The 20,947-nt window shown below is 38.6% G+C and carries 23 protein-coding genes; 18 read left to right on the top strand and 5 right to left on the bottom strand.

Annotated features, from left to right (window positions below):
- Both KIM67_RS18340 and KIM67_RS18335 read left to right on the top strand, forming a co-directional pair.
- Positions 1-1,422: RHS repeat-associated core domain-containing protein (locus KIM67_RS18340; RefSeq protein WP_298869721.1), on the top strand; the 1,422-nt coding region annotated here is incomplete at its 5' end.
- Between the two features lie 2 nt (positions 1,423-1,424).
- Positions 1,425-2,027 carry a hypothetical protein gene (locus KIM67_RS18335; protein WP_213833008.1) on the top strand — a complete coding sequence of 201 codons (603 nt, stop codon included), beginning with the start codon at positions 1,425-1,427 and terminating at the stop codon, positions 2,025-2,027.
- Positions 2,028-2,055: 28 nt separating this feature from the next.
- Here the strand turns inward: KIM67_RS18335 and KIM67_RS18330 are convergent, their stop codons facing one another.
- Positions 2,056-2,313 (bottom strand): helix-turn-helix domain-containing protein, encoded by a 258-nt coding sequence (locus KIM67_RS18330; protein ID WP_250149328.1) that lies wholly within the window; start codon positions 2,311-2,313, stop codon positions 2,056-2,058.
- On the opposite strand from KIM67_RS18330, the gene KIM67_RS18325 reads away from it, so the two are divergent.
- Both KIM67_RS18325 and KIM67_RS18320 read left to right on the top strand, forming a co-directional pair.
- Positions 2,194-3,648, top strand: coding sequence for an RHS repeat-associated core domain-containing protein (locus KIM67_RS18325; protein WP_250149327.1), 1,455 nt, complete (start codon positions 2,194-2,196; stop codon positions 3,646-3,648). The genes KIM67_RS18330 and KIM67_RS18325 overlap by 120 nt on opposite strands.
- A gap of 2 nt (positions 3,649-3,650) precedes the next feature.
- Positions 3,651-4,109: a hypothetical protein gene (locus KIM67_RS18320; protein ID WP_213833006.1), complete on the top strand. Its 459-nt coding sequence runs from the start codon at positions 3,651-3,653 to the stop codon at positions 4,107-4,109.
- A 48-nt stretch (positions 4,110-4,157) separates the two neighbouring features.
- On the opposite strand, the gene KIM67_RS18315 is transcribed toward KIM67_RS18320, so the two are convergent.
- Positions 4,158-4,370, bottom strand: coding sequence for a hypothetical protein (locus KIM67_RS18315; protein WP_213833005.1), 213 nt, complete (start codon positions 4,368-4,370; stop codon positions 4,158-4,160).
- A 32-nt stretch (positions 4,371-4,402) separates the two neighbouring features.
- Here KIM67_RS18315 and KIM67_RS18825 point away from each other — a divergent pair, with 32 nt between their 5' ends.
- From KIM67_RS18825 to KIM67_RS18295, 4 genes are all read left to right on the top strand, one after another.
- Positions 4,403-4,516 (top strand): toxin C-terminal domain-containing protein, encoded by a 114-nt coding sequence (locus KIM67_RS18825; RefSeq protein ID WP_213833004.1) that lies wholly within the window; start codon positions 4,403-4,405, stop codon positions 4,514-4,516.
- A complete protein-coding gene (locus KIM67_RS18305) occupies positions 4,516-5,016 on the top strand; it encodes a hypothetical protein (RefSeq protein WP_213833003.1) in 501 nt (166 codons plus the stop codon). Before KIM67_RS18825 ends, KIM67_RS18305 begins: the two co-directional genes overlap by 1 nt.
- Positions 5,017-5,182: 166 nt before the next feature.
- Positions 5,183-5,542 carry a transposase gene (locus KIM67_RS18300; protein WP_213833002.1) on the top strand — a complete coding sequence of 120 codons (360 nt, stop codon included), beginning with the start codon at positions 5,183-5,185 and terminating at the stop codon, positions 5,540-5,542.
- 816 nt (positions 5,543-6,358) lie between these two features.
- A complete protein-coding gene (locus KIM67_RS18295) occupies positions 6,359-6,757 on the top strand; it encodes a hypothetical protein (RefSeq protein WP_213833001.1) in 399 nt (132 codons plus the stop codon).
- 304 nt (positions 6,758-7,061) lie between these two features.
- Here KIM67_RS18295 and KIM67_RS18290 read toward each other — a convergent pair whose 3' ends face one another.
- Positions 7,062-7,319, bottom strand: coding sequence for a helix-turn-helix domain-containing protein (locus tag KIM67_RS18290; RefSeq protein ID WP_213833000.1), 258 nt, complete (start codon positions 7,317-7,319; stop codon positions 7,062-7,064).
- Between the two features lie 98 nt (positions 7,320-7,417).
- Here KIM67_RS18290 and KIM67_RS18285 point away from each other — a divergent pair, with 98 nt between their 5' ends.
- From KIM67_RS18285 to KIM67_RS18270, 4 genes are all read left to right on the top strand, one after another.
- Positions 7,418-7,621, top strand: a complete 204-nt coding sequence (locus tag KIM67_RS18285) for a hypothetical protein (protein WP_213833012.1) — start codon at positions 7,418-7,420, stop codon at positions 7,619-7,621.
- A gap of 201 nt (positions 7,622-7,822) precedes the next feature.
- Entirely contained in the window at positions 7,823-9,352 is a 1,530-nt protein-coding gene (locus KIM67_RS18280) for a M20/M25/M40 family metallo-hydrolase (protein WP_213832999.1), read from the top strand.
- A gap of 52 nt (positions 9,353-9,404) precedes the next feature.
- A complete protein-coding gene (locus KIM67_RS18275) occupies positions 9,405-10,196 on the top strand; it encodes an ABC transporter substrate-binding protein (protein ID WP_213832998.1) in 792 nt (263 codons plus the stop codon).
- The gene (locus tag KIM67_RS18270; protein ID WP_213832997.1) at positions 10,186-10,755 is read left to right on the top strand and encodes a YdeI family protein; all 570 of its coding nucleotides are present in this window, start codon (positions 10,186-10,188) and stop codon (positions 10,753-10,755) included. The genes KIM67_RS18275 and KIM67_RS18270 overlap by 11 nt, the downstream gene beginning before the upstream one ends.
- A 2-nt stretch (positions 10,756-10,757) precedes the next feature.
- Here the strand turns inward: KIM67_RS18270 and KIM67_RS18265 are convergent, their stop codons facing one another.
- Together KIM67_RS18265 and KIM67_RS18260 are read right to left on the bottom strand one after the other, a co-directional pair.
- The gene (locus tag KIM67_RS18265; RefSeq protein ID WP_213832996.1) at positions 10,758-13,997 is read right to left on the bottom strand and encodes a S41 family peptidase; all 3,240 of its coding nucleotides are present in this window, start codon (positions 13,995-13,997) and stop codon (positions 10,758-10,760) included.
- A 71-nt stretch (positions 13,998-14,068) separates the two neighbouring features.
- On the bottom strand, positions 14,069-15,319 hold the full coding sequence (locus KIM67_RS18260) for a nitrate/nitrite transporter (RefSeq protein WP_213832995.1): 1,251 nt from the start codon (positions 15,317-15,319) through the stop codon (positions 14,069-14,071).
- 271 nt (positions 15,320-15,590) lie between these two features.
- Here KIM67_RS18260 and KIM67_RS18255 point away from each other — a divergent pair, with 271 nt between their 5' ends.
- The 6 genes from KIM67_RS18255 to KIM67_RS18230 all read left to right on the top strand — a co-directional run bounded on the left by KIM67_RS18255 (position 15,591) and on the right by KIM67_RS18230 (position 20,709).
- Positions 15,591-16,109, top strand: coding sequence for a DUF4274 domain-containing protein (locus KIM67_RS18255; RefSeq protein WP_213832994.1), 519 nt, complete (start codon positions 15,591-15,593; stop codon positions 16,107-16,109).
- A 290-nt stretch (positions 16,110-16,399) separates the two neighbouring features.
- A complete protein-coding gene (locus KIM67_RS18250; protein WP_213832993.1) occupies positions 16,400-17,026 on the top strand; it encodes a Crp/Fnr family transcriptional regulator in 627 nt (208 codons plus the stop codon).
- Between the two features lie 175 nt (positions 17,027-17,201).
- Positions 17,202-17,561, top strand: coding sequence for a nuclear transport factor 2 family protein (locus KIM67_RS18245; RefSeq protein ID WP_213832992.1), 360 nt, complete (start codon positions 17,202-17,204; stop codon positions 17,559-17,561).
- Positions 17,562-17,813: 252 nt separating this feature from the next.
- Positions 17,814-18,350 carry a hypothetical protein gene (locus KIM67_RS18240; protein ID WP_250149325.1) on the top strand — a complete coding sequence of 179 codons (537 nt, stop codon included), beginning with the start codon at positions 17,814-17,816 and terminating at the stop codon, positions 18,348-18,350.
- A 110-nt stretch (positions 18,351-18,460) separates the two neighbouring features.
- The gene (locus KIM67_RS18235; RefSeq protein WP_250149324.1) at positions 18,461-19,252 is read left to right on the top strand and encodes an AraC family transcriptional regulator; all 792 of its coding nucleotides are present in this window, start codon (positions 18,461-18,463) and stop codon (positions 19,250-19,252) included.
- 62 nt (positions 19,253-19,314) lie between these two features.
- Entirely contained in the window at positions 19,315-20,709 is a 1,395-nt protein-coding gene (locus tag KIM67_RS18230) for a serine hydrolase (protein WP_213832991.1), read from the top strand.
- Positions 20,710-20,947 lie beyond the last annotated feature (238 nt).

Genomic DNA, 20,947 nt, shown 5'->3' with positions numbered 1-20,947 from the left:
TCTTTTACATTTTTACCGCTCCGATGTACCAAAAAAAGTGGCCGAAACCCGCTTTTTTACGTAGAGTATGACCAAAATGGCAACCTAACATCCGATGCCAATAAGAACATTACCAGTATAGAATACAACTATATAAACCAACCGACCAAGATAACGGTTGGAGGCACCAACAGCGGTACGATCGACTATGTTTATGCCGCGGACGGTACCAAGTTGAAGAAGACTACAAGCACGGGTCTGGAAGTCGATTACGCAGGCGGGTACGTTTACAATAACGATGTTCTTCAGTTCTTCCCACACCCCGAAGGCTATGTTTCGGTCGACAATGGATCATACCAATACGTTTACAATTATTCTGACCACTTGGGGAATATCCGCCTTTCTTACACCGATGCGGACGGGAACGGCAGTATTGACCCTGCAAACGAGATAGTCGAAGAGAACAACTACTATCCCATGGGAATGAAGCACAAGGGGTATAACGAGGTGATTTCTTCCCTTGGTAATTCGATTGCCAAGAAGTGGAAATTCCAAGGCGTGGAGTTCGAGGAGGCCTTGGATATCGACCTATACGAAATGGAGTTCAGGAACTACGACCCCGCAATAGGCAGGTTCAGTTCCATCGACCCGATGGCCGAACAAAGAAACTGGTTAACGCCATACAACTTCGTACAGAACAACCCGATTGTTAGGGTTGACCCCTCAGGGCTTCTTGACGATTATGGTATTGACCAAAACGGTAACGTAACCTTGATAGAGGAAACGGATGATAAATTTGACAGACTTTATTCCGTAACATCGGATGAGAATGGGGAATTGGTCAAGAATGAAAATGGAGAAGTTGTTAAGAACGACACCAACGGAGATGGTAAGGTAAACAATAGGGATTCTTCGGGTAAAATAAGAGATAGGTCTGTATTGCCAGAGCTGGCCGAAGTCAAGGAGACTTCTCAGGACTCTTATCATGGCGAGAAAAACTTGAGAGATGCGACAAGAGGAGAAGGTAGCCAATCGGATTTGTTTAAGGTTTTCAATTTTGCAGCTAATAATTCAAATGTGGAATGGTCGTTGTACAGATTAAACATTGATGGAGAAACCCAATTTAATGTTGGTTCATATGGAAACCGAACATTATCGCCTGGCGGAAGCAGATTCGACCAATCGCAATTAGTTGCTGGAATCCATTCGCATCCAAATATCCCATCTACAAATGCCGAAGAAATAGGCTCTATGTTTGGCGACCGAAGCCAGACGTTGGGACAGATTAGAAGGAATGGTCAAGCCGCAGGGTTGAAATACGTTTATTTCCCTAACTCCAATAACATATATAATATAAACAACACGAATGGAAATACATCGTATATTAGAAATACAGGAGGGGACTATAGAAGGTTCTTTTTTGGAACTTTAAACTCACAGTAAGTATGAAAAATTTAATCTTGTTGTTATCCTTTCTCGTTGTCTTATCGGGATGCAAGGATAATAAAGAAAACAAAGAAAGTCCTAGTTTGGAAGAACGTCAGGCAGACAAGGAAGAAGTGGCAATAGCGAAGAAACAAAATCCTGTCAGCTATGGTTCAATAGATAGCGAATTGGCGGATTTAATCAAGGAAATCGTAAATGATTACCCTATTAAAAAAGTTGAAGAAACACCCAAAAACGTACACCAATCCTATTATGTAAGTTTTTTTAAGGTAGGTTCTGACACTCTTTTAGCACTTTGCAGACAACCTTTTTTAATGGAACTTTTTCCTGATTATGCTTTTGCTGAAAGTGAGACCCCGAAAGAAAAGCCCGAATATATAGGTATGGTCAAAAGTGCGGACTTGCCAATATTCATATTCGATTCAGGCGGTGTGGGCAATGGCCTTTATAACAATGCGTCTTTGGTCAAAGAATACCCAGAAAGATATGTAACCGATGAAGGTAAATCCCATGATGCTGAAATCCCCCCTATTTACAAGTATAAAATCCGAAACGGAAACTTTGAATTTTTGGGCAAGTCGAAAAGCCAATGGATTGATTAATGCTTAAACCACCCTTCGGGGTGGTTTTTTATTGCAACACGTTCTGCAACTTGGTCTGTTTTATAAAAGCGTCGAGCATTGCGAAGACATGCTCCCTGTCCTTGTCCTTCATCTGGGTAACTTCCTGAATGCGTTCGAGCATTCTGCTGTCCAGTTCCATATCGGTATGGCCCACCAACCAATCGAGGGAGACATCGAGAATACTGGCAATCTTTGCGGCGACATCGATACTGGGCTTCATCCCGTCCCGTTCGTACCTGCCAATGGCGGGGCCTTTGGTTCCCAATTGGCTGGCCAGATCTTCTTGGCTCAGCCCCTTGTTCTTCCTCACCTAACATCCGATGCCAATAAAGGAATTACGGGAATAACCTATAACCACCTGAACCTGCCGGTCAGCGTAAGCTTCAACAGTGGTGGCGTTATAAACTATGTTTATGATGCCGCAGGGATGAAACTGGAAAAGACCGCAAGCAATGGTACCTACACCGAATATGCGGGCAACTATGTGTACGAGAATGATAACTTGCAGTTCTTCAGCCATCCAGAGGGCTATGTATCGCCTAATGGCAGTGGTGGGTATGACTATGTCTATAATTATACCGACCATTTAGGGAACGTGCGACTGTCATACCAAGATGCCGATAACAACGGGAGTATAGACCCTGCCAACGAGATAATCGAGGAGAACAATTATTATCCCTTTGGAATGAAACATTCTGGCTACAATGGAAACGTCAGTCCGTTGGGCAGTTCCCTTGCCAAGAAGTTCAAGTACCAAGGCCAAGAACTCAATAACAGTCTCGGATACAATATGTACGAGTTCGAGCTAAGACACTACGACCCTACCATCGGGCGGTTCGTTACGACCGACCCATACGAACAATTTCATTCGCCTTATGTTGCCATGGGCAATAATCCTATTGTTTCCTTCGACCCTGATGGCGGTTATTGTTATGATGCGAACGGGAATCAGATTGCCTGCCCTACCGATGCCGGAGATTTATATGATGATTATGTGGATAGCGAAGAAAATCACATAACGATACTGGACGAAGCCGTTGTTACGGAAAAAAGTAAGGAGACTAAAGCCAATGAAGCCTATTGGGCAGAGATTAACAAGAGAGCCGAAATCTTAAATCAATTAGCTACTTTAGAGACAGGTAAAACATCTCAAGGAAGAGCGGAGGAAGCAAGGGTTGAAGCAACACCATTGTCTATTGTTTCTTATGAAATACCCCCTCCTAGTTATAGCTCTCCTTTGGATTATATTGGTGGTGTAGGTAGTGGTTTGAAAGGTCTATCGTTATTAATTACAAGGCTAAATCAAGTAAAATCTATTGGTTTACCTGGGTTAAAGAGCTTAACGATAAACATGAAGCATATTTTAAGTGGTCATGTGGCAGGTGGTGCTAGAGCATCGTCTATAAAAACACTTTTTGCTTCTAATTTAAGCCCTAAACAAATTGAAAACATGATTAAAACAGCTTACGGTAACGGAAAGAGGGTAAAAACGCAAGGAGATAGAATCAAAGTAGTTGGTCAAGCTAAAGATGGTACAGTAATTGAAATATGGGTGAATAAAACGACAAAAACCATTGAGACCGCATATCCTTTGAAATAATTATGAGAATAAAAATAGACACCACATCTATAACGAAAGATGGAGATAAAATCTTTGGGGAAATTTATTTCAAAGACTACCCGAGCTTTTATTTTCCAAGCAAAGATTGGAACGATTTTTTGGTTGTAATCTTAAATTGGTGGTGCGATACCATAATTAGACTACTCAGAAATGAAAGCATCCAAGATGACTTTTCATTTATGGACGGGCCATTTAACGTTAAGGTAGGCCATATCAAAGAAGGGATGTTGAATCTAACTTTTTTATCCGGTGATGAAACAGTTGTCAAAACATCCGAGGTTCCGATGAATGATTTTTTAAATGCTTATTTAAGTGAAATAAATGGCTTACTAAGGTGGGTTGCAAAGAAGAATTGGCAAAATCAGGAAATAGAGACTTTGGAAAGCAACTATCGAAAAATACAGACACTCTTAAAGACTTTGAGAATTGATATTTCTTGATATGACATAATTTTTACAGAAAGCCACGGTAGCAATATCGTGGTTTTTTTATGCCAGCTGTTTTTGGATGTCCTTTTGGAATACGAAGGCCTTTAGCATGGCCTTTACGCTGGTGACATCCTCATCACTCAATTGCTGAACCTTGTTGAACAATTGTAAGAGTTCCTCGTCGTTCAGTTTGTTGTTTATAATCTGCTCGTCCGAACCGTAGATTAGCGAATCCGTGGAAACTTCCAATGCATCGGCAATCTTCTTGGCCACGTCGATGGTCGGCGAAGTAAGGTTGCCCCGATGTGGATGGGCATAATGGAGGAGTGTGGAAGGCAGCCAAAAGTTTAAAAGACTTGGGAAGTAAAAAAAACAGATTAGGTACATTTGATGGACTTTTCCAAAAAATAGGAGACTAATGAAAAAATTCCAAATCTCTAAGTATAACCCAGTATTCAAAACAGAAGATGGTAAGTATATAAAGGACGACTGGACTTCTGTAAGCGACATTGACAAGATTTTTGATGGTAAGTTATTAACTGTTGATGATTACTTGGATATGGAAGCAAAGTATATTGCTATCGTCAAAAAGGTTCTTGATGAAACAGAAAGTTCTTATTTGAAGGTAGTTGGCCTAGAAAAATTTGATGATTATTTAGATAAGGCGGAGAATATCCCTTACGATAATAGAAGTGATGAAATTTATGAATCGTTGAAGGAGGGCAAAGTACTGAATTTAGATGATGCGCTTATTTTATTAAAATTGGTGCTAAGGAATAATGTATGGTGTTATCTAACAAATAAGTATGTAACAATCCAAGCGGGGGATGACTTTTATATTTACATCACTTTGGAGAATGAACCTAAATTTTTCAATACTTTGGAAGATGATATAGGGTTATTTGTTAAAAGCATTTAATAAGAAACCACCCCCGCTCCCGCTAGTCTGTGACTAGTGGCGGATAAGAGTAAGAAAACGACAGGCAAATGCCATTTTTTCAGAGAAATTGGCGTTCCGTTCATTGAAAACGGGCATACATCAACTCTGCAACCTTTGAATAAGGTCAATAGAGTATTATTGTAGTATGAGCAGAAACTATAAGTTTTACAATCCGAGCGGTGTATACTTTGTTTCCTTTGCTACGGTCCATTGGATTGATGTATTTACACGACAGGAGTACTTCAACGTTTTAGCGAACAGTATAACATTTTGTAGGGCAGAAAAGGGAATGGAACTTTTTGCCTGTTGTTTTATGCCGAGCCATGTACATTTTATTTTCCGTTCAAGTCTTGGGAATCCTAGCAGCCTGCTTCGGGATTTTAAGAAACATACCTCCAAAAAAGTTATAGAGGCCATTAAGGACAATCCAAGAGAAAGCAGAAAGGAATGGATGCTCGAACTATTCAAAAGAGCGGGGATATTAATGTCGAACAGTATTTGGTAATGGTAAGAGGTGAAATATATGCCTTATCATTTTTTATAGGGAAAAAGGCTATTTTGAACTATGAACAACTTTTTAGCGAAATAGCATATAGCTTTATGCTGAATCAATCTGCTTGATTATTTTGAAAATGTACTTTAACCCCCGCTCCCGCTAGTCTGTGACTAGTGGCGTGCCGAGTAAGTAAACCTATATTCGGGTACGATGACTTTAGTATTTTTAAATCGCAAGTTGAGATTGATAATTTCAGTTTTTTGGTAAATTTCAAATTGGATACTATTGTAGCCACCAGTTGCATAATGGCGGTAGCGGAGAAAGAGTGAGCATAGGATGAACCACTGCAGTTTTATCGTGGTTTTTTAATCTTATGGATTTAGGGAAATATCTTTAAAGAATTCGTTAAGTGTCATCTCATGGGCATCCAATATCTTTAGGAAACTGGCAAAGGTAAAATTAGTACCTTTTTCCATACCCCCCCGCTCCCGCTAGTCTGTGACTAGTGGCGTACTGAGTAAGAAAACCTATATTTGGGTAGACTGCCTTGCTACGGCTTTTGTATTTTAAGATGTTAGTCGAGATTGATACTATCAGTTTTTTTAGGTCAATTCCAAATTATATACTGTTGTAGCCACCAGTTGCAAACTGGCGGTAGCGGGGGGATTTAGTTACCCCTGGTGGTGCTCCAGTTGAGATAAAGCCTAACACAAGTACAGGGAAAGCAAAGGGTAAAAAGCAACTGCCACAATATGAGAGAGCGACAGGACAGAAAGGAAAAGTTATTTATTATAACCCTGATGACTATAAAAAAGGTAGTAATTAATGAAAAGTTATACTGACGATAAGTTCGGATTTGTATTCCTTTACCCTGACAATTGGACTCGGGAAAAAGAAGATAATGTAATATCTGTTTATGACGCTGAAAATGGCTTTGGGGCATTACAGTTCTCTATTTATTATGTTGGAAATGAAGTTCAAATAGACTTAAGAGTTGAGCTGGAGGATTTTTTACAGGATTATGACTCTTTTAAGATAGAAATGATAGATGGTTTTGCCTACTCAAAATTTAGGGACGGTGAAATAGCTTGGCAATACTGGTTTTTTCGGAGAGGAAACTCTTTAGTGCTTGCAAGTTACAATTGTGAAATAAATGACAGAGGCAAAGAAGATAAGATTATAAAGAACATTTTAGATTCTTTTGTCCAGAATAGTATTAACTAAATAAGAGCCACCCTTTGGGGTGGTTTTTTGTTCTATCCCGCCAGCTTTTGCACCTTCTTTTTGGTGATAAAGGCCCCCGCTCCCCGCTCCCGCTAGTCTTTGACTAGTGGCGTGCCGAGTAAGTAAACCTATATTCGGGTACGATGACTTTAGTATTTTTAAATCGCAAGTTGAGATTGATAATTTCAGTTTTTTGGTAAATTTCAAATTGGATACTATTGTAGCCACCAGTTGCATAATGGCGGTAGCGGAGAAAGAGTGAGCATAGGATGAACCACTGCAGTTTTATCGTGGTTTTTTAATCTTATGGATTTAGGGAAATATCTTTAAAGAATTCGTTAAGTGTCATCTCATGGGCATCCAATATCTTTAGGAAACTGGAAAAAGTAAAATTAGTACCCTTTTCCATACGCCAGTACTGCATGCGGGATATACCAAATTCAATGGCAAAATTTTCATAGCTTGAATAGCCCTTTTCTATTCTTAGGGTTTCCAACTTTTTGGCAATTGCCATAATTCTAAGGTCCAATTCTCTTTTTGTATCGTCTTCTTGCTTTGCCATCAGATTCTTTTAACGATAACAAAGCTGAGATTTTAAAAATATTCATGTTACATCATATAAATTACCACATTTATAAACATTTTATTTATTTTTGTGTCATGCAGGACCATCACATAAAAGTGAACAGACTTTCTGAATACATGACGGATTCTTATGGTTCACCTGAAGAGTTATCCATAATTCTTAATTCATGTATTGAGATGCTTTTTTATTTGGAAGAAGGTGTTTTTGATCGCCGAGAGATACAAAATGTGGTTTCCGTTCTAAAGGATGTTATCATCTTACTTAAGCAACAAGGATAGTAAATTACTTTCGTTCCTTCCTCCTCGCTCCCGCTAGTTTACCTCGGTAAGCTCAGTACAGATACAACTGGTAGCAAGCAAGCGTAAGAAAACAATAGAAAAGGCCAGCTTAAAAAAGGTCATCGGCACTTATGCTAAGTAAGAATTCGTAAAATCAACCTACTATCCTTAAATTTAGGCAACAACTTAATATGCCAACCCATGAAGTTTTCTACATCAATTTTAGTATGTTTTTCTGCCTTTACATTATTAATTCCAAAAACGGGTTTTACACAGAAACTAAGCCAAGAGAATTTAAATAGTACAGCTCAAGCGTATACGTTAAGCTCTTTTGAAACTTTAAAAGAATTGCTCAGCATTCCAAACGATGCCTTTTATCCAGAAGATATCGAAAAAAATGTGCAATGGTGCGAAAATGCCTTTAGTGCCAGAGATTTTAGCACAACCCGAATTCCAACAGCAACTGTTCCGTTGTTACTGGCCGAACGAAAACATAAAAAAGCCAAAAAAACGGTACTCATTTATCTGCAAATCGATGGGCAACCTGTAGACTCGACCCGCTGGTTTCAAGAAAGTCCATACAAACCTGCGCTTAAAAAAAAGGACGATAACGGGGAATGGGAGGAAATTCCATGGAGTACCATCAAGAACTATGAAGATGATTGGCGTGTTTTCGCAAGGGCCGCAAGCGATGCAAAAGGACCGGTCGCCATGTTTCTTGCCGCTTTGGATGCAGCAAAAGCGTTGAAAATCAATCCAAACTACAACATTAAGGTGATTATGGATTTTGAAGAGGAACTGGGCTCACCACATCTTCCAAAAGCCGTAACGGATAACAGCGAGCTTTTAAAAGCGGATATGCTCATTATCTTCGATGGTCCCCGACACATTACCAACAAACCTACATTAACCTTTGGTGCCAGAGGGATTTCCACGATACAATTAACGACTTATGGCCCCGTAGTGCCACAACATAGTGGACATTTTGGGAATTATGCACCAAATCCTGCCTTGCGACTTTCTAAATTGTTGGCTTCCATGAAAGATGATGAAGGTCGGGTTATCATTCCTGGTTTTTATAACGGTATCGACATCGACCAGGCTACCGAAAACATCTTAAAGGCCGTTCCCGATAACGAAGCACAGATAAAAGAGCGCCTTCAGATTGCCGAAACCGATAAGGTGGGCAGGTATTATCAAGAAGCGATTCAATATCCTTCGTTGAACATTAGGGGCATGCAATCCGGTTGGATCAATGAAAAAGTGCGCACCATTGTTCCGGGATGGGCCAGAGCGGAAATCGATGTGCGTTTGGTTTTGGAATCTGACCCAAACCGTCTTATTGATTTAATCAAAAAACATATAGCCAAACAAGGATACCACGTATTGGATAGGGAACCGACCAAGGAAGAACGGTTACGGCATCCTAAAATCGCTACGATGACCCACGAAGTTTCATACCAGTCCTTTAGAACCGATTTTGATTCCGAAGTAGGGCTATGGCTGACCCGGGCCCTCAAAAATGCTTTTGATGAAGACCCCATTCGCATACGCATGAGCGGGGGCTCCATTCCCATTTCACCATTTGTGAATACGTTGGGTATTCCGGCGGTGACGGTACCTACGGTGAACCGTGACAACAATCAGCATAGCCCCAATGAAAATTTGAGGTTGGGCAATTATAGGGAAGGCATCAAAACCATGATTGCTATTTTAGCGGAAAGGTTATAAGTTTTCTCGTTTAATCCATTATAACAATCAACGTAATCAGTATCGTTTTGCTATGGGAAGCTTTGAAATAACGGACCAAATGGGGCGCTTGGTGAATATAACAAAACCTGCGTCGCGAATCGTTTGCCTTAACCCTTCCCAAACAGAAACATTGGTTGATTTGGGGTTAGAAGAATCATTGGTCGGTATTACCAAATTTTGTATCTATCCAGATTATCTTCGAAAAACCAAGACGGTAGTCGGTGGTACCAAGAACATCAACTATGATAAAATCAAAAGCCTAAAACCGGATATTATTCTTTGCAATAAAGAGGAGAATAGTAAAGAAATCGTGGAGGCCTTGGAAAAAGAATATCCCGTACATGTTACGGATGTGGGTTATTTGACCGAAGCTTTGGAAATGATTCGCCAATACGGGCAACTGTTCGATTATACGGAAAAAGCTTCTGAGCTATGCACGCATATTTTAGCTGAAAAATTGGAATTCGAATCCACTATTTCAACAGCATCAAAATACAGGGTAGCCTATTTTATTTGGCAAAATCCCTGGATGGTAGTTGGCAAAGGCACTTTTATTGACCATATGTTGGCACTTAACGGATATAGCAATGCCTTTGCAGAACAGGACAGATATCCCGTCATAGAACTCGATACCTTAAAAAATAAGGCTTTGGATTATATTCTGCTATCCTCAGAACCTTTTCCCTTTAAAGAAGAACATAAACTGGAATTGGAACAACAACTTGGCATTCCGGTAAAGTTGGTCAACGGAGAATTTTTCTCTTGGTACGGCTCACGATTACTAAGGGCATTTGACTATTTTAAATCACTACATGGACATTAAGGAATATTATTTTAAAAATGATTTGGAATGGCGGGATTGGTTGCATGAAAACCATCCCAATAAAGAAGGTATTTACCTTATCTTTTATAAGGTGGACCATCCCAAACCCAGCATGCGATGGGAGGAAGCGGTGCGTGTTGCACTATGTTACGGTTGGATAGACAGTACCGTAAAAAGTTTGGGCGATGGCAAAAGGCGCCAATACTTCTGCCCCCGAAAACCAAAAAGTGTTTGGAGCAAGGTCAACAAAGACCATATCAAGGGATTGACCAAAGCTAAACTAATGCACAAAAGTGGCTTAAAATCAATTGCGATTGCCAAAGAAAATGGTTCTTGGACCGCTTTGGATGATGTTGAGAACGGAGTTATACCCGACGATTTGCAAAACGCCTTTGACAAGAACAAGGTCTCATGGGAAAACTTTCAAGGGTTTACCCGTGGACAACGCAAAAGCTATCTTTATTGGCTGAACAATGCCAAACGTGAAGAAACACGCCAAAAAAGGATAGCAGAGATTATTTCACTTTGCGAAAAGGGATTGAAACTGAACTTTCGTTAGATTCAGTTTACTTCTTTCAACAATTCTTCGATGGAACGTTCCAATTGTTGGTCAATCCCTTTATCGATGACATCTGGCATATTCTTTACCTTGATCATCGGCTCGGTCTGGTTGTTTTCCATCCACTCCCCTGCTTTGTTCTTTGCACTTACGGGTACCACACCCCATCTTCCGCCATCGGGCAAGCGTTCCCAACCTGCAAAACTGCACGTTCCCGGTACGGGCATTCCTACCGTTTTTCCAATCTTTAAGTCGGTATAACCACTTGCAAAGCAGTGTCCATCACTATACATGGATTCATTGAAAATAGCAAGTGTAGGCTTTGTCCATCTTGAAGTTGGCTCCCCTCCTACCTGTCTATCCTCCGTTTCATAGGTAATAAAAGGTTCTCCCGTAAAGAACATCGCCAAATCCGCAACCAAATCACCACCACCATTAAAACGGGTATCCACAATAACCGCTTCTTTGTAAAAAAACTTGCCCAGCATGTATTCGTAGATATTGCGATAGGGACCATCGCTCATGCCAGGAATATGCACATAGCCCAATTTTCCATTACTTTTCTCCTCTACTTCTTTTTCGTTTTGTTTTACCCATCTTTTGTACAATAGACGATTTTCTTGTGAGCGTGTGATAGGTTTTACCGTGATTTGCTTTCTTTTTCCCGTAACTGGTTCAACGATATCCAGTAACGTAAACTGGTCTGCCAATCGATTGAGGTATTTGGCAACATCGCTATCCGCTAAAATGGTCTCTCCATTAATTTTTTCGATAATGGTACCTGGCGCAATCGAAAAGGCTGATTTATCAAGCGGACCTCCCTTTATGACTTCCGCAATCTTTATACCATCACCCTCATGGTCATAGTCCATAAATATTCCCAAACTTGCAGTAGCATCACCATTGGGAATGTTTCCGTTGTATCGACCTCCGGCATGGCTTACGTTCAATTCGCCTAAAAGTTCAGAAACCAGTTCAGCAAATTCATAGGAATTGCCCAAATGTGGAATGTATTTTTCGTATTCCTTACGAAGCATTTCCCAATCCTTTCCATGAAAATTGGAGTGGTAGAAAATTGCATTGGTACGTAGCCAAACATGCTCGAACATATGTTGACGCTCGGCATTGGTATCCAACTGCATTTCGGATTTCATTTTTACGGCTTCTGTCTTTCCTGCTTTTACATCGACCTTCATGATTTTACCATCGCTCAATAAAAACAGATTTTCCCGTTCTTTGTCCCATTCCAGACTAGCTCGTTTGGCATTCAGGGAAATCAACATTTTGGTTTTCTTGGTGCGAAGTTCCGTTTCCCATAGATTCAGGTTTTTTTCAAATCGGGCCAAATAGTACAATTTCTCTCCATCTTTAGATAAAACTGCATCTGCCAGGTTTGAGGAATGGATGGTCAAACGTGTTTTACGCTCGGTCATATCTTCCCAATCAAACTGTATCGGTTTTACTGGCTCCTTTTCTTTTTTGTCATCCTTCTTTCCTTTTTTCTTTTTTGAATCGGAGGTGTCTTCGTCTTTTTTATCATCCTTTTTATCTTCCAACAACTTCATCAAGTCATAATCTTCTTTGCTCATATTGAATTTGTCCCAACTTTCTTGGGTCAGGAACATACTGTATGCATCGCCTTGGGTTCTACCGCTGGTGGCGTAACTTTTAAGCCCGTCCCTATTGCTGAACCACAAAAGCTGATTTCCATCGTTCACCCATTTGGGCTTATAATCATAATATCCGCTTTGGGTAAGGTTTTCTTTTTTAGAACCATCAGCGGACATCAATAAAATTTCGCCATTGCTCAACGTAGCGCCCCAAGCAATCAACAACCATTTGCTATCAGGGCTCCATTTAAAGTATTTGTCCCCATCGCTAAAATGATAGAGTTCTTTTGGCGTCAAAAGTGTCTTTTCTTCTTTGGTCTTTAAGTTCAATACCTTCAAGGTTCTTCGGTCCTCTATATAGGCCATGTACGTGCCATCTGGTGAAAATTCCGGCAAATAACAATCTACATCTTTACTAAGTAAGACTTCCTCTTTCAATAAAGTTGCAGCAAAAAAATAGGGTTCCTCATTGCGGACTTTTTTGGTTTGATAGATTTGCCATTTGCCATCACGCTCACTGGAATAGGCAACGGCATTTCCATCGGCCGTAAATTTTACAAATCGTTCTTGCTCTGGGGTATTTGTCAACCGTTTCGTCAGACCTCCTTCTACGGCAGTAACGAACACCTCTCCCCTGGCAATAAAAGCTATCTCTTTGCCATTTGGTGAAACTGCCATTTCACGCACGCCTGAGTTAATGGAAATAAATTGGTCTGTATTTATACCATTCTGGGTTCGAATTATAATATTGACCTTTTGTGGTTCAGCTCCATCGGTAAGCGTATAAATTTCCCCATCGTAGCTAAAAGCCATGGTTCCATTACCGTAGGACAATGATCTTACCGGATGAGTTTTAAGATTGGTCAATTGTTGATTCTGTGAAGGATTTTCAATGCTAAACTTGTGTACATTGAAACTCCCATTTTCTTCACTTAGATAATAGACCGTTTTTTCGTCTTTGGATAGCACCGGGTTTCTGTCCTCGCCTCCAAATGTCGTAAGCATGGTATGCTTGTCCTCATTCTTGTCATACATCCAAACATCCCGGGTTATTGCTGAAACATGATGCTTTCTAAATTCATTTTCATATCCTTTTTTATCATGATACAACAAAATATTGCCATCTGAATTTACCTGTACGTCTTGTGCAGGAACGGTCAATACCTGATTGACCTTACCTACTCTTGAAGCAACTTCATACAGTTCTGGCTGGGCACTAGTGGGATATTGCCTGTGCTTTACGGCATCTTGACGCACGGCACCAAACAAAACAGTACTATCATCATGCGAAAAGGTATAGGGTATTTCGTCAGTACTGTGGAACGTCAATCGGGAAGCTTCTCCTCCAAGAGCGTCCATTACAAACACATCAAAATTACCATATCGGTCAGAAGCAAAAGCAATCCGCTTGCCATCCTTGCTCCATGTTGCCTTATAATCATGGGCCTCATGAAAAGTAAGCTGTGTTGCCGTACCACCTGATGAAGGAACCCGAAAAAGGTTTCCCTTGTAGGTAAAGACAATGGTATTTCCATCAGGCGAAATTGATGGGTATCGAGCCCATTTGGGATTGACCTGACCAATCATTAGAGTGCTGAATAAAAAGAACAAACATACTGTTAGACTTCTCATGTAGTTGTAGTTTAATTAGGGCACGGAAGATACTAAAAAGACAATTCAGCAACTACATCTTTATTAAAACATTAGTCCTTTTTTCGATACATTTTATAATATATAAAAGCAGCAATAGCACCTACCGAAGAAAAACCTGTAAGCATCCAAAAAACATATTGATGCCCTTGCTCCCCTGGATATGCATCCAAAAAATAGCCGTAGGCCGGACCTGCAAAAATATCGGGAGTGTACCCTACAAGGGAAATAAGGCCAACCGCCGTACCTGTCAATACGAGTGGTATTTTGCCTTCCCGCATTACACCGAAGTACAAGGCTCGCGCTGCATACACCCCAACAGCAATGATAATTACAGAAATAAAGAACAATACGGTCGTTGAAGGACCTATAATGCCTGTCGCAAAAAGAACTCCGCCCAAAACACAGCACAAAAAGCTTAACAATAACCAAAATGTAATACGAAAGCGGTCTACCAACAAACCAACCAATATACCTGTTGTGGGGCGTAAAAATTGTAGAAAGGTACCGACTTGGGCAGATTTCACCTCATCATACAGCATAACTTCACGTGCATACAAGGAAAGTACATCCGTGATTTTGTAACCTACATAGGCACAAAGAATGATGACCATTAATAACCAAACCGAAGGGATTTTTAAAACACTTCCAATTTGTTTAATCGTGATTTGTTGCAACTGAATCTTTTCCTCGTTTGCCCCAGACTTCATAAACAACCAAACCAAAATACCGATGATACATATAATGACCGAAGCAATATAGAGGACATAGGTAAATGCTTCTTTTCTTTCGGATAAATCTGCCGCATTTACATCTTCTTTTAGAAACATTGAAAACACCAAGACCCCCAATAGCCCAAACAAAGCTCCGGTAAGCCCTCTACCTCCATCCAAAAAGCCAAACGCTCTTCCCTGTGAGGTTTCACCGCCCCAAACTCTAGTGGCCTTTATCATGGGAGCCCAAAAAAGGAATATAGTGGTAAAGCCCCAGTACCCATATAAAAGTCTTAAAACTTCATAGCCGGGATATGTAGCAAACAGAATTCCACCAAACGCAGTCATCCAAAGGGCTATGGCAATCAGTTTTCTTGGTGGATATTTATCGGCCAAAGGGCCACCTACCAAATAGGACAGCAAGGCAACAATACCGTACACCGAAAAACAGAGTCCCAACTGTACATTATCCAATTGAAAGACATCCAAAACCGTTGGTCTAAAAATACGTGGCAGTACAAAGGGAAGAATAAATACGGCTTCTCCAGCCAAAATTAAAAGGATAAGGTAGTACCAGGATGGTTTTCGCATTTAAGTGGTATTTGTTGGCATTGGTGATTTAGGCTTTAAAGTAATGGATTTTATTGGAAAAAATGTAATGCCCACCTCATCTTGACTTATTATAGAATTCTTTTTAACCTGATAAATTAGCACAGAAACATGAGTTCGAAGAATAATGGAAATAGCAAAAAAATCGTAAGAAAAGTATTATTTTCACTACTGTTTAAGGTGGATAACAGGGGGGTCTCTTTATTCAATGGGTGTGCTTAATGCTGAAAAAGAATGAAATCTATAAAATTAAATGATAGTTCGTCCTCATAAAATATTGCTGATTAAAAAACACTTTTTCGAATTCTCATTTAATGATGATATTGATAATGTAGAAGAAACAATTCCCGATTTTGAAAAGTTTAAATCTCTAAATTCAGCGGAACAATATTATTTAGCGGACATCTACAACTGGGATGATGGACCAATTGTTTTGCAATGGATTGTAGATAGTCCTAAATGTGATAAAGGAACAGCGTGCAAAATATTCTGGAGTGCGGAGCCCGACTATTATTTTGATTTTACTGAACAGACCATAGATGAATATGAAAAAGATGTTTGGAATTTACTTCAAAGTATTCTGAAAAGGTTTAAAGCGAATGATTTTGCTAGAAGTAGATTTAAGTTCATACCGACCAAAGAAGGTTATAAAACGGACTGGCCAACTAAACATGATATTTGGGAAATTCCGGACGAATTGAAAAGCGGAATAAATGGAAAAAGGCCGTTCGGATTCGGACTACGAATAGACAAACTGTACGGAAAGCACTAAGCACAACAAAACCTATAAACAATGCGGTCTTCGGGCCTAAACGAATGGTTTGTGTATTTTTATGATGTCAGCAAAATCTTTGGCCCCGACGCTTCGGGGTTGCTTTTTAGCGAGACAAAGAAAAAAAGAAAACCAAAAGATTTGGCTAAGTGCTTAATCGGAATTAATTACTTTTAATTCCCGTACTAACCATAGCCGAAACGTTATCTACAATCCTGACAATCAAAAAAAATCGTGCTAAAATCGAAATTTAGTGTAAAGCATACAGATTGTGACGATAATCACAGAAATTGAAGTTGAAATTGAATAGTATTACAGCGAACCAAAACGGAAAGGAATTGTACTCAGAAAATGAAATCATACTTCGCAAAACATTAGACAAATTTAATGTTCTAAATGATACGGAATTTTCAGATTTTTTGAATGTCTGCAAGTACAAGGAGTTTGCTAAAAAACAATACCTCTTGAAATCTGGCAATTACAATCACGGAATTTACTTTCTAATTTCAGGGGCGGTTGGACTTTTCGAGCTAATTGACGGGAAGGAGATGTATCAAAATTTCTTTTTGGAAAGCGAATTTGCCAATGAACTAAAAAGCCTTACTACCCAAACACCTTCTACAAAAAATCTTATTGCACTAAGTGACACTACCTTATTCTATTTAAACAGAAAGGAGCTTCTCGAACTCTATGAAAAATCTGTTTCATTTGAGCGATTGGGTCGCAAACTTTTGGAGCATTTATTGAACGGTCAAAATGAAATATCATATGTTCTTCAATCTTTAAAGCCCGAAGAACGGTACGCATATTTAGAGAACAAAAGACCAAATCTCTTAAATACCATACCCCTGACCTATTTGGCATCCTATTTAGGTCTGGCAAGAGAAACATTGAGCCGAATAAGGGCAAAAAGATAATTCTTCAACCGATTGGATTGTGATTTTGGTCACAGATTTTCTTCATATCCAAAGATAATTTTGGTTCATAATTTAAACTCAAAAAAATATGAAAAGGTTATCAATGGTACTTCTTACAATGATTTGCTTCAGCTCAACAAATTGTAAATCCCAAACACAAAACAATTCAATGAAAATGGAAAAAGATATAAAAAGCGTGATAGAAGCTTTTGTCAAAGCTGGCGAAGAGCGAAATGTGGCAATGTACAACGATATTTTACATGAAAATTTTCGAGTGATTGCCAACAAATATCCAACGCCCGATAAAATATCGATAATTCCGGCAGAAGGCTACAAAGCACTAATTACAAAAGAAGTCATTGGTGGAACTAAATACGAGGTAGTTTTTAAGGGTATTGATATTGCGGAACATTCCGCCACGGTCAGAGCGGAACTAAAAGCGGAAAAAGGTGGACAGTCAGTTACGTTTCTCTTGGTTCAAAACAAGGAAAACGAATGGCAAATCATTGCCGATATGGCTACGCAGAGGAAATGATTGCAATCTTCAACAGAGTAAAAGGGCAGTAGGTGACAATGGTCATAGGCAATAAGGGGCGTTAGTGCTTACCGAAAAGTAGTCACATAAATAGAAGACCGCAAAGCCTTATCTTGAGTTTTTATCGTTAAATTTAAAACCAAAAAATAAGGCTTTGTTATATGCCATACGAAAAGTTTGTGCTTAAAATCCCACATACTATTAGTTAATGCTCCGCTGCGCACCAACTCGAATGATACGGCAGCATTATAAATGAAACAACTAATTCACATATCGACAGTATTTATTCTAACAATAGGACTGATTTCCTGTGACCGAATCAAAAATAAGTCTGAACAGGTGGCAGAGAAAGTCAAAGAAAAAACGAAGAGCGAACTTAGAGCACAAACTCAAAAGGTGATTGACAAAATATATCCATCATTTGACCATGACAAACCCGACACTGAGAATAACAAAAAAAGGTTCAAGGATTTTTTAAAAATTGAAATTTCGCCAGATGTCAAAAATATCTACTGTTTCGATGATGCAATTGGTATTGATGCAGATTATATGTTCGCGTTTAACTGTAACGAGAAAACTTCAAAAAAAATAGTGGAAGTTCATAACTTGTCCATTGACCCACTAAATTCAGATAATGGATTTGGTATGCAACATGACTTTGCATGGTGGGATAAAGAAAGAATCGAGAATTTAAAGAAATACAGTTGGACAGACGGAAATAAGTACTTCAAATATTATTGGTACGACAAAGAGAATGAAAAGGCTTACTTCTTTGACTTTGATCTGTGAAAAGCAAAACAACAACAGTACAACAACTCCTATACGCAATGCCCGTTGGGACATTTTGCATAACCGAGACCGTTGGCAATCTGAATCAACATTACGTCTAATAGAAAAATTTGAAAAACGAAACTGATATAAATGAATACCATCGACTTCCCGTTCTTGACGGACTGGAATTGTTAAATGCCAAATCTTGTACATTTGATTTCCCATTTCACGCTCACGACACATTCAACATTTCACTAATTTTAAAAAACACTTTTAATACGAAACTTACCGATAGATTTTTAAAAGCACCTGTTGGAACAATTTGTATTACTAATGCTAAAGAGGTACACGCTACACCTTGCGACAAACTTATTGGGAATTCATTTTTTACATTTTACATCTCGCCAGACGTAATTAAGAAATTAAACAACGATCAAGATGTGTTTTTCAAGGACAACATCATCTATGACCAAAACATATTTAGTGAACTTTATTTTTTATCACTCAACTTCAACAAACGTGATGTTCAGCTTGAAAGGAAACTAAAATCAACGTTAATCTCGTTAATTTCAAAATATTCATATAACAAGGAAATTAATTACGGCACAAAACAACTTTTTCAAAGTTTTATCAACAATACGTCTTTTGATACTTTTTCGTTAAGCAAAACGGCATCACAATTTGGAATAAACAAGTATAAATTCATACGACTGTTTAAGCAAGAAACAGGATTAACACCTAATAACTTCATCCTTCTAAAAAAAGTTGAGCAAAGCAAAGAGATGTTGAAAAATGGAAATCGAATATTTGATGTTGCTATCGACTGTGGGTTTTACGACAACTCTCATTTCTATAAAAATTTTAAGCGATTCATTGGAGTTAATCCATTGGAATACCAAAATGCTTTCTTCTCTGTTTAGTGCAATATTTTACAATAGAAACGAATTTTAAATCTTCATTTTTGTTTATCAAAACCAAGAAAATGAAAATTTATCTTTCAATAATATTTACACTAATAACTGCCATTGTATTCTCACAAAAAAACGAATATGATATTGGGTTTTTGGAGAGCAAACTTGATTCTTTGATTGAAAAGACAATGGAATCCGAGCATATTCCCGGAGCTTCCTTTATCATTGTAAAAGATGGAGAAACCTTGCTTAAAAAAGGATACGGATATACAACTTTAGGCAGAAATGTGAAACCAGTCAATCCTGATTCTACAATTTTCAGAATTGGCTCAATAACCAAAACCTTCACCGTAACAGCGCTACTTCAACTCAAAGATGAAAACTTGATTGACTTACATAAGGATGTCAACCAGTATTTGAAATCAGTAAAAGTTACAGATACGTATAACGAACCTATTACAGCGTCTCACCTAATGGCACATAGTGCTGGATTTGATGAATTAACAGGTAGAAGAGTTTTTAAACAAGATCAAAAAATACCATTGGAAACTTTTCTTAACGGTAAATTGATACGATTGAGGGAACCCGGAATTGTCTCGGCTTATTCTACTTTCGGAATTGCACTTGCAGGATTGTTAGTAGAAAATATTAGTGGACTATCTCTTGAAGACTATATGAAAAGGAACATTTGGCAACCGCTCGGTATGTCAATGACGAGTATAGAATTGCCAAAACATCAAAACAACAATTTATCAATAGGTTATGAATATGAAAATGGAATCAATGTTCCTCAACCTTGGGAATGGTATCATACTTTTCCTGCTTCCTCAATTAATAGCACTACAGCAGATATGGGAAAGTATTTAAAAATGCATCTTAATCTCGGTCAATTAAACAACACTAAAATTTTGAACAGAGAAACAGCTTTGTCGATGCAAACACAACAACTCTCTGTAAATCCAGAAGTTTACGGTTTTGCGTATGGTTTTTATGAGAAAAATCAATTCGGAGTTAAAGCATATAATCACGGTGGAGATATGTTAGGATATAGCTCATTTATAACATTAGTACCTGAAATTAATTTAGGGATTTTTGTCGTTCATCATCACGAGAACACAAATTTGAAAGGAAAAGTTGTATCACAAATTTTAGAGCATTTTGGCACTAAAAATGTAATCAATCCCAATCCTGAAAGAATGAATAATGATGTTTCCAAATTTACAGGAAATTATAAATGGATGTCCAGCTGCTATACTTGTCCAAATAGTGACCAACAACCAATTCATGAACTTACAGCAAATGATGACAATACGCTTTTGGGCTTTGGCAGAAAATTTTATCAAGTAGAACCATTATTGTTCAAAAGTTACGATGGAAAAAGGATCATGGGGTTTTTACAAAACGAAAATGGAAAAATTAAATATATGTCTTTAGGGAATGTAAATGCATTTGAGAAAGTGGAATAAAAACTGTTGACAACAATACATCTGAATAATTCATAATCAATTTATTGACCGAAACTAAGGCATATTTGCAAGTCCGCTAAATTTTCTAATTTTCTTTTTGTCATACTAATACAAAAAGAAAATTAGAAAATTCGGTTCGTGTTAGTTTGAAAAAGTCCGTACTGTAGCCTTCCCTAAAAATAGGACAGCTTAAAATTAGAATTTTCTAACTTTAAATTTTAACTGTCACATGAAAAAA

The sequence above is a fragment of the Flagellimonas sp. 389 genome (genome assembly GCF_018449435.1).
Taxonomy (GTDB): Bacteria; Bacteroidota; Bacteroidia; order Flavobacteriales; family Flavobacteriaceae; genus Flagellimonas.
Note: the sequence above shows the minus strand (reverse complement) of the source record. Positions and strands in the feature narration are given on the sequence as shown.

Excerpts from the sequence above, each read along its gene's own strand:
- KIM67_RS18260 (WP_213832995.1), bottom strand. The coding sequence starts at position 15,319 with ATGCGAAAACCATCCTGGTACTACCTTATCCTTTTAATTTTGGCTGGA.
- KIM67_RS18240 (WP_250149325.1), top strand. The coding sequence starts at position 17,814 with ATGAAACAACTAATTCACATATCGACAGTATTTATTCTAACAATAGGA.
- KIM67_RS18335 (WP_213833008.1), top strand. The coding sequence starts at position 1,425 with ATGAAAAATTTAATCTTGTTGTTATCCTTTCTCGTTGTCTTATCGGGA.
- KIM67_RS18320 (WP_213833006.1), top strand. The coding sequence starts at position 3,651 with ATGAGAATAAAAATAGACACCACATCTATAACGAAAGATGGAGATAAA.
- KIM67_RS18280 (WP_213832999.1), top strand. The coding sequence starts at position 7,823 with ATGAAGTTTTCTACATCAATTTTAGTATGTTTTTCTGCCTTTACATTA.
- KIM67_RS18295 (WP_213833001.1), top strand. The coding sequence starts at position 6,359 with ATGAAAAGTTATACTGACGATAAGTTCGGATTTGTATTCCTTTACCCT.
- KIM67_RS18285 (WP_213833012.1), top strand. The coding sequence starts at position 7,418 with ATGCAGGACCATCACATAAAAGTGAACAGACTTTCTGAATACATGACG.
- KIM67_RS18245 (WP_213832992.1), top strand. The coding sequence starts at position 17,202 with ATGGAAAAAGATATAAAAAGCGTGATAGAAGCTTTTGTCAAAGCTGGC.
- KIM67_RS18265 (WP_213832996.1), bottom strand. The coding sequence starts at position 13,997 with ATGAGAAGTCTAACAGTATGTTTGTTCTTTTTATTCAGCACTCTAATG.
- KIM67_RS18270 (WP_213832997.1), top strand. The coding sequence starts at position 10,186 with ATGGACATTAAGGAATATTATTTTAAAAATGATTTGGAATGGCGGGAT.
- KIM67_RS18255 (WP_213832994.1), top strand. The coding sequence starts at position 15,591 with ATGATAGTTCGTCCTCATAAAATATTGCTGATTAAAAAACACTTTTTC.
- KIM67_RS18275 (WP_213832998.1), top strand. The coding sequence starts at position 9,405 with ATGGGAAGCTTTGAAATAACGGACCAAATGGGGCGCTTGGTGAATATA.
- KIM67_RS18230 (WP_213832991.1), top strand. The coding sequence starts at position 19,315 with ATGAAAATTTATCTTTCAATAATATTTACACTAATAACTGCCATTGTA.
- KIM67_RS18290 (WP_213833000.1), bottom strand. The coding sequence starts at position 7,319 with ATGGCAAAGCAAGAAGACGATACAAAAAGAGAATTGGACCTTAGAATT.
- KIM67_RS18325 (WP_250149327.1), top strand. The coding sequence starts at position 2,194 with ATGGCCCACCAACCAATCGAGGGAGACATCGAGAATACTGGCAATCTT.
- KIM67_RS18300 (WP_213833002.1), top strand. The coding sequence starts at position 5,183 with ATGAGCAGAAACTATAAGTTTTACAATCCGAGCGGTGTATACTTTGTT.
- KIM67_RS18305 (WP_213833003.1), top strand. The coding sequence starts at position 4,516 with ATGAAAAAATTCCAAATCTCTAAGTATAACCCAGTATTCAAAACAGAA.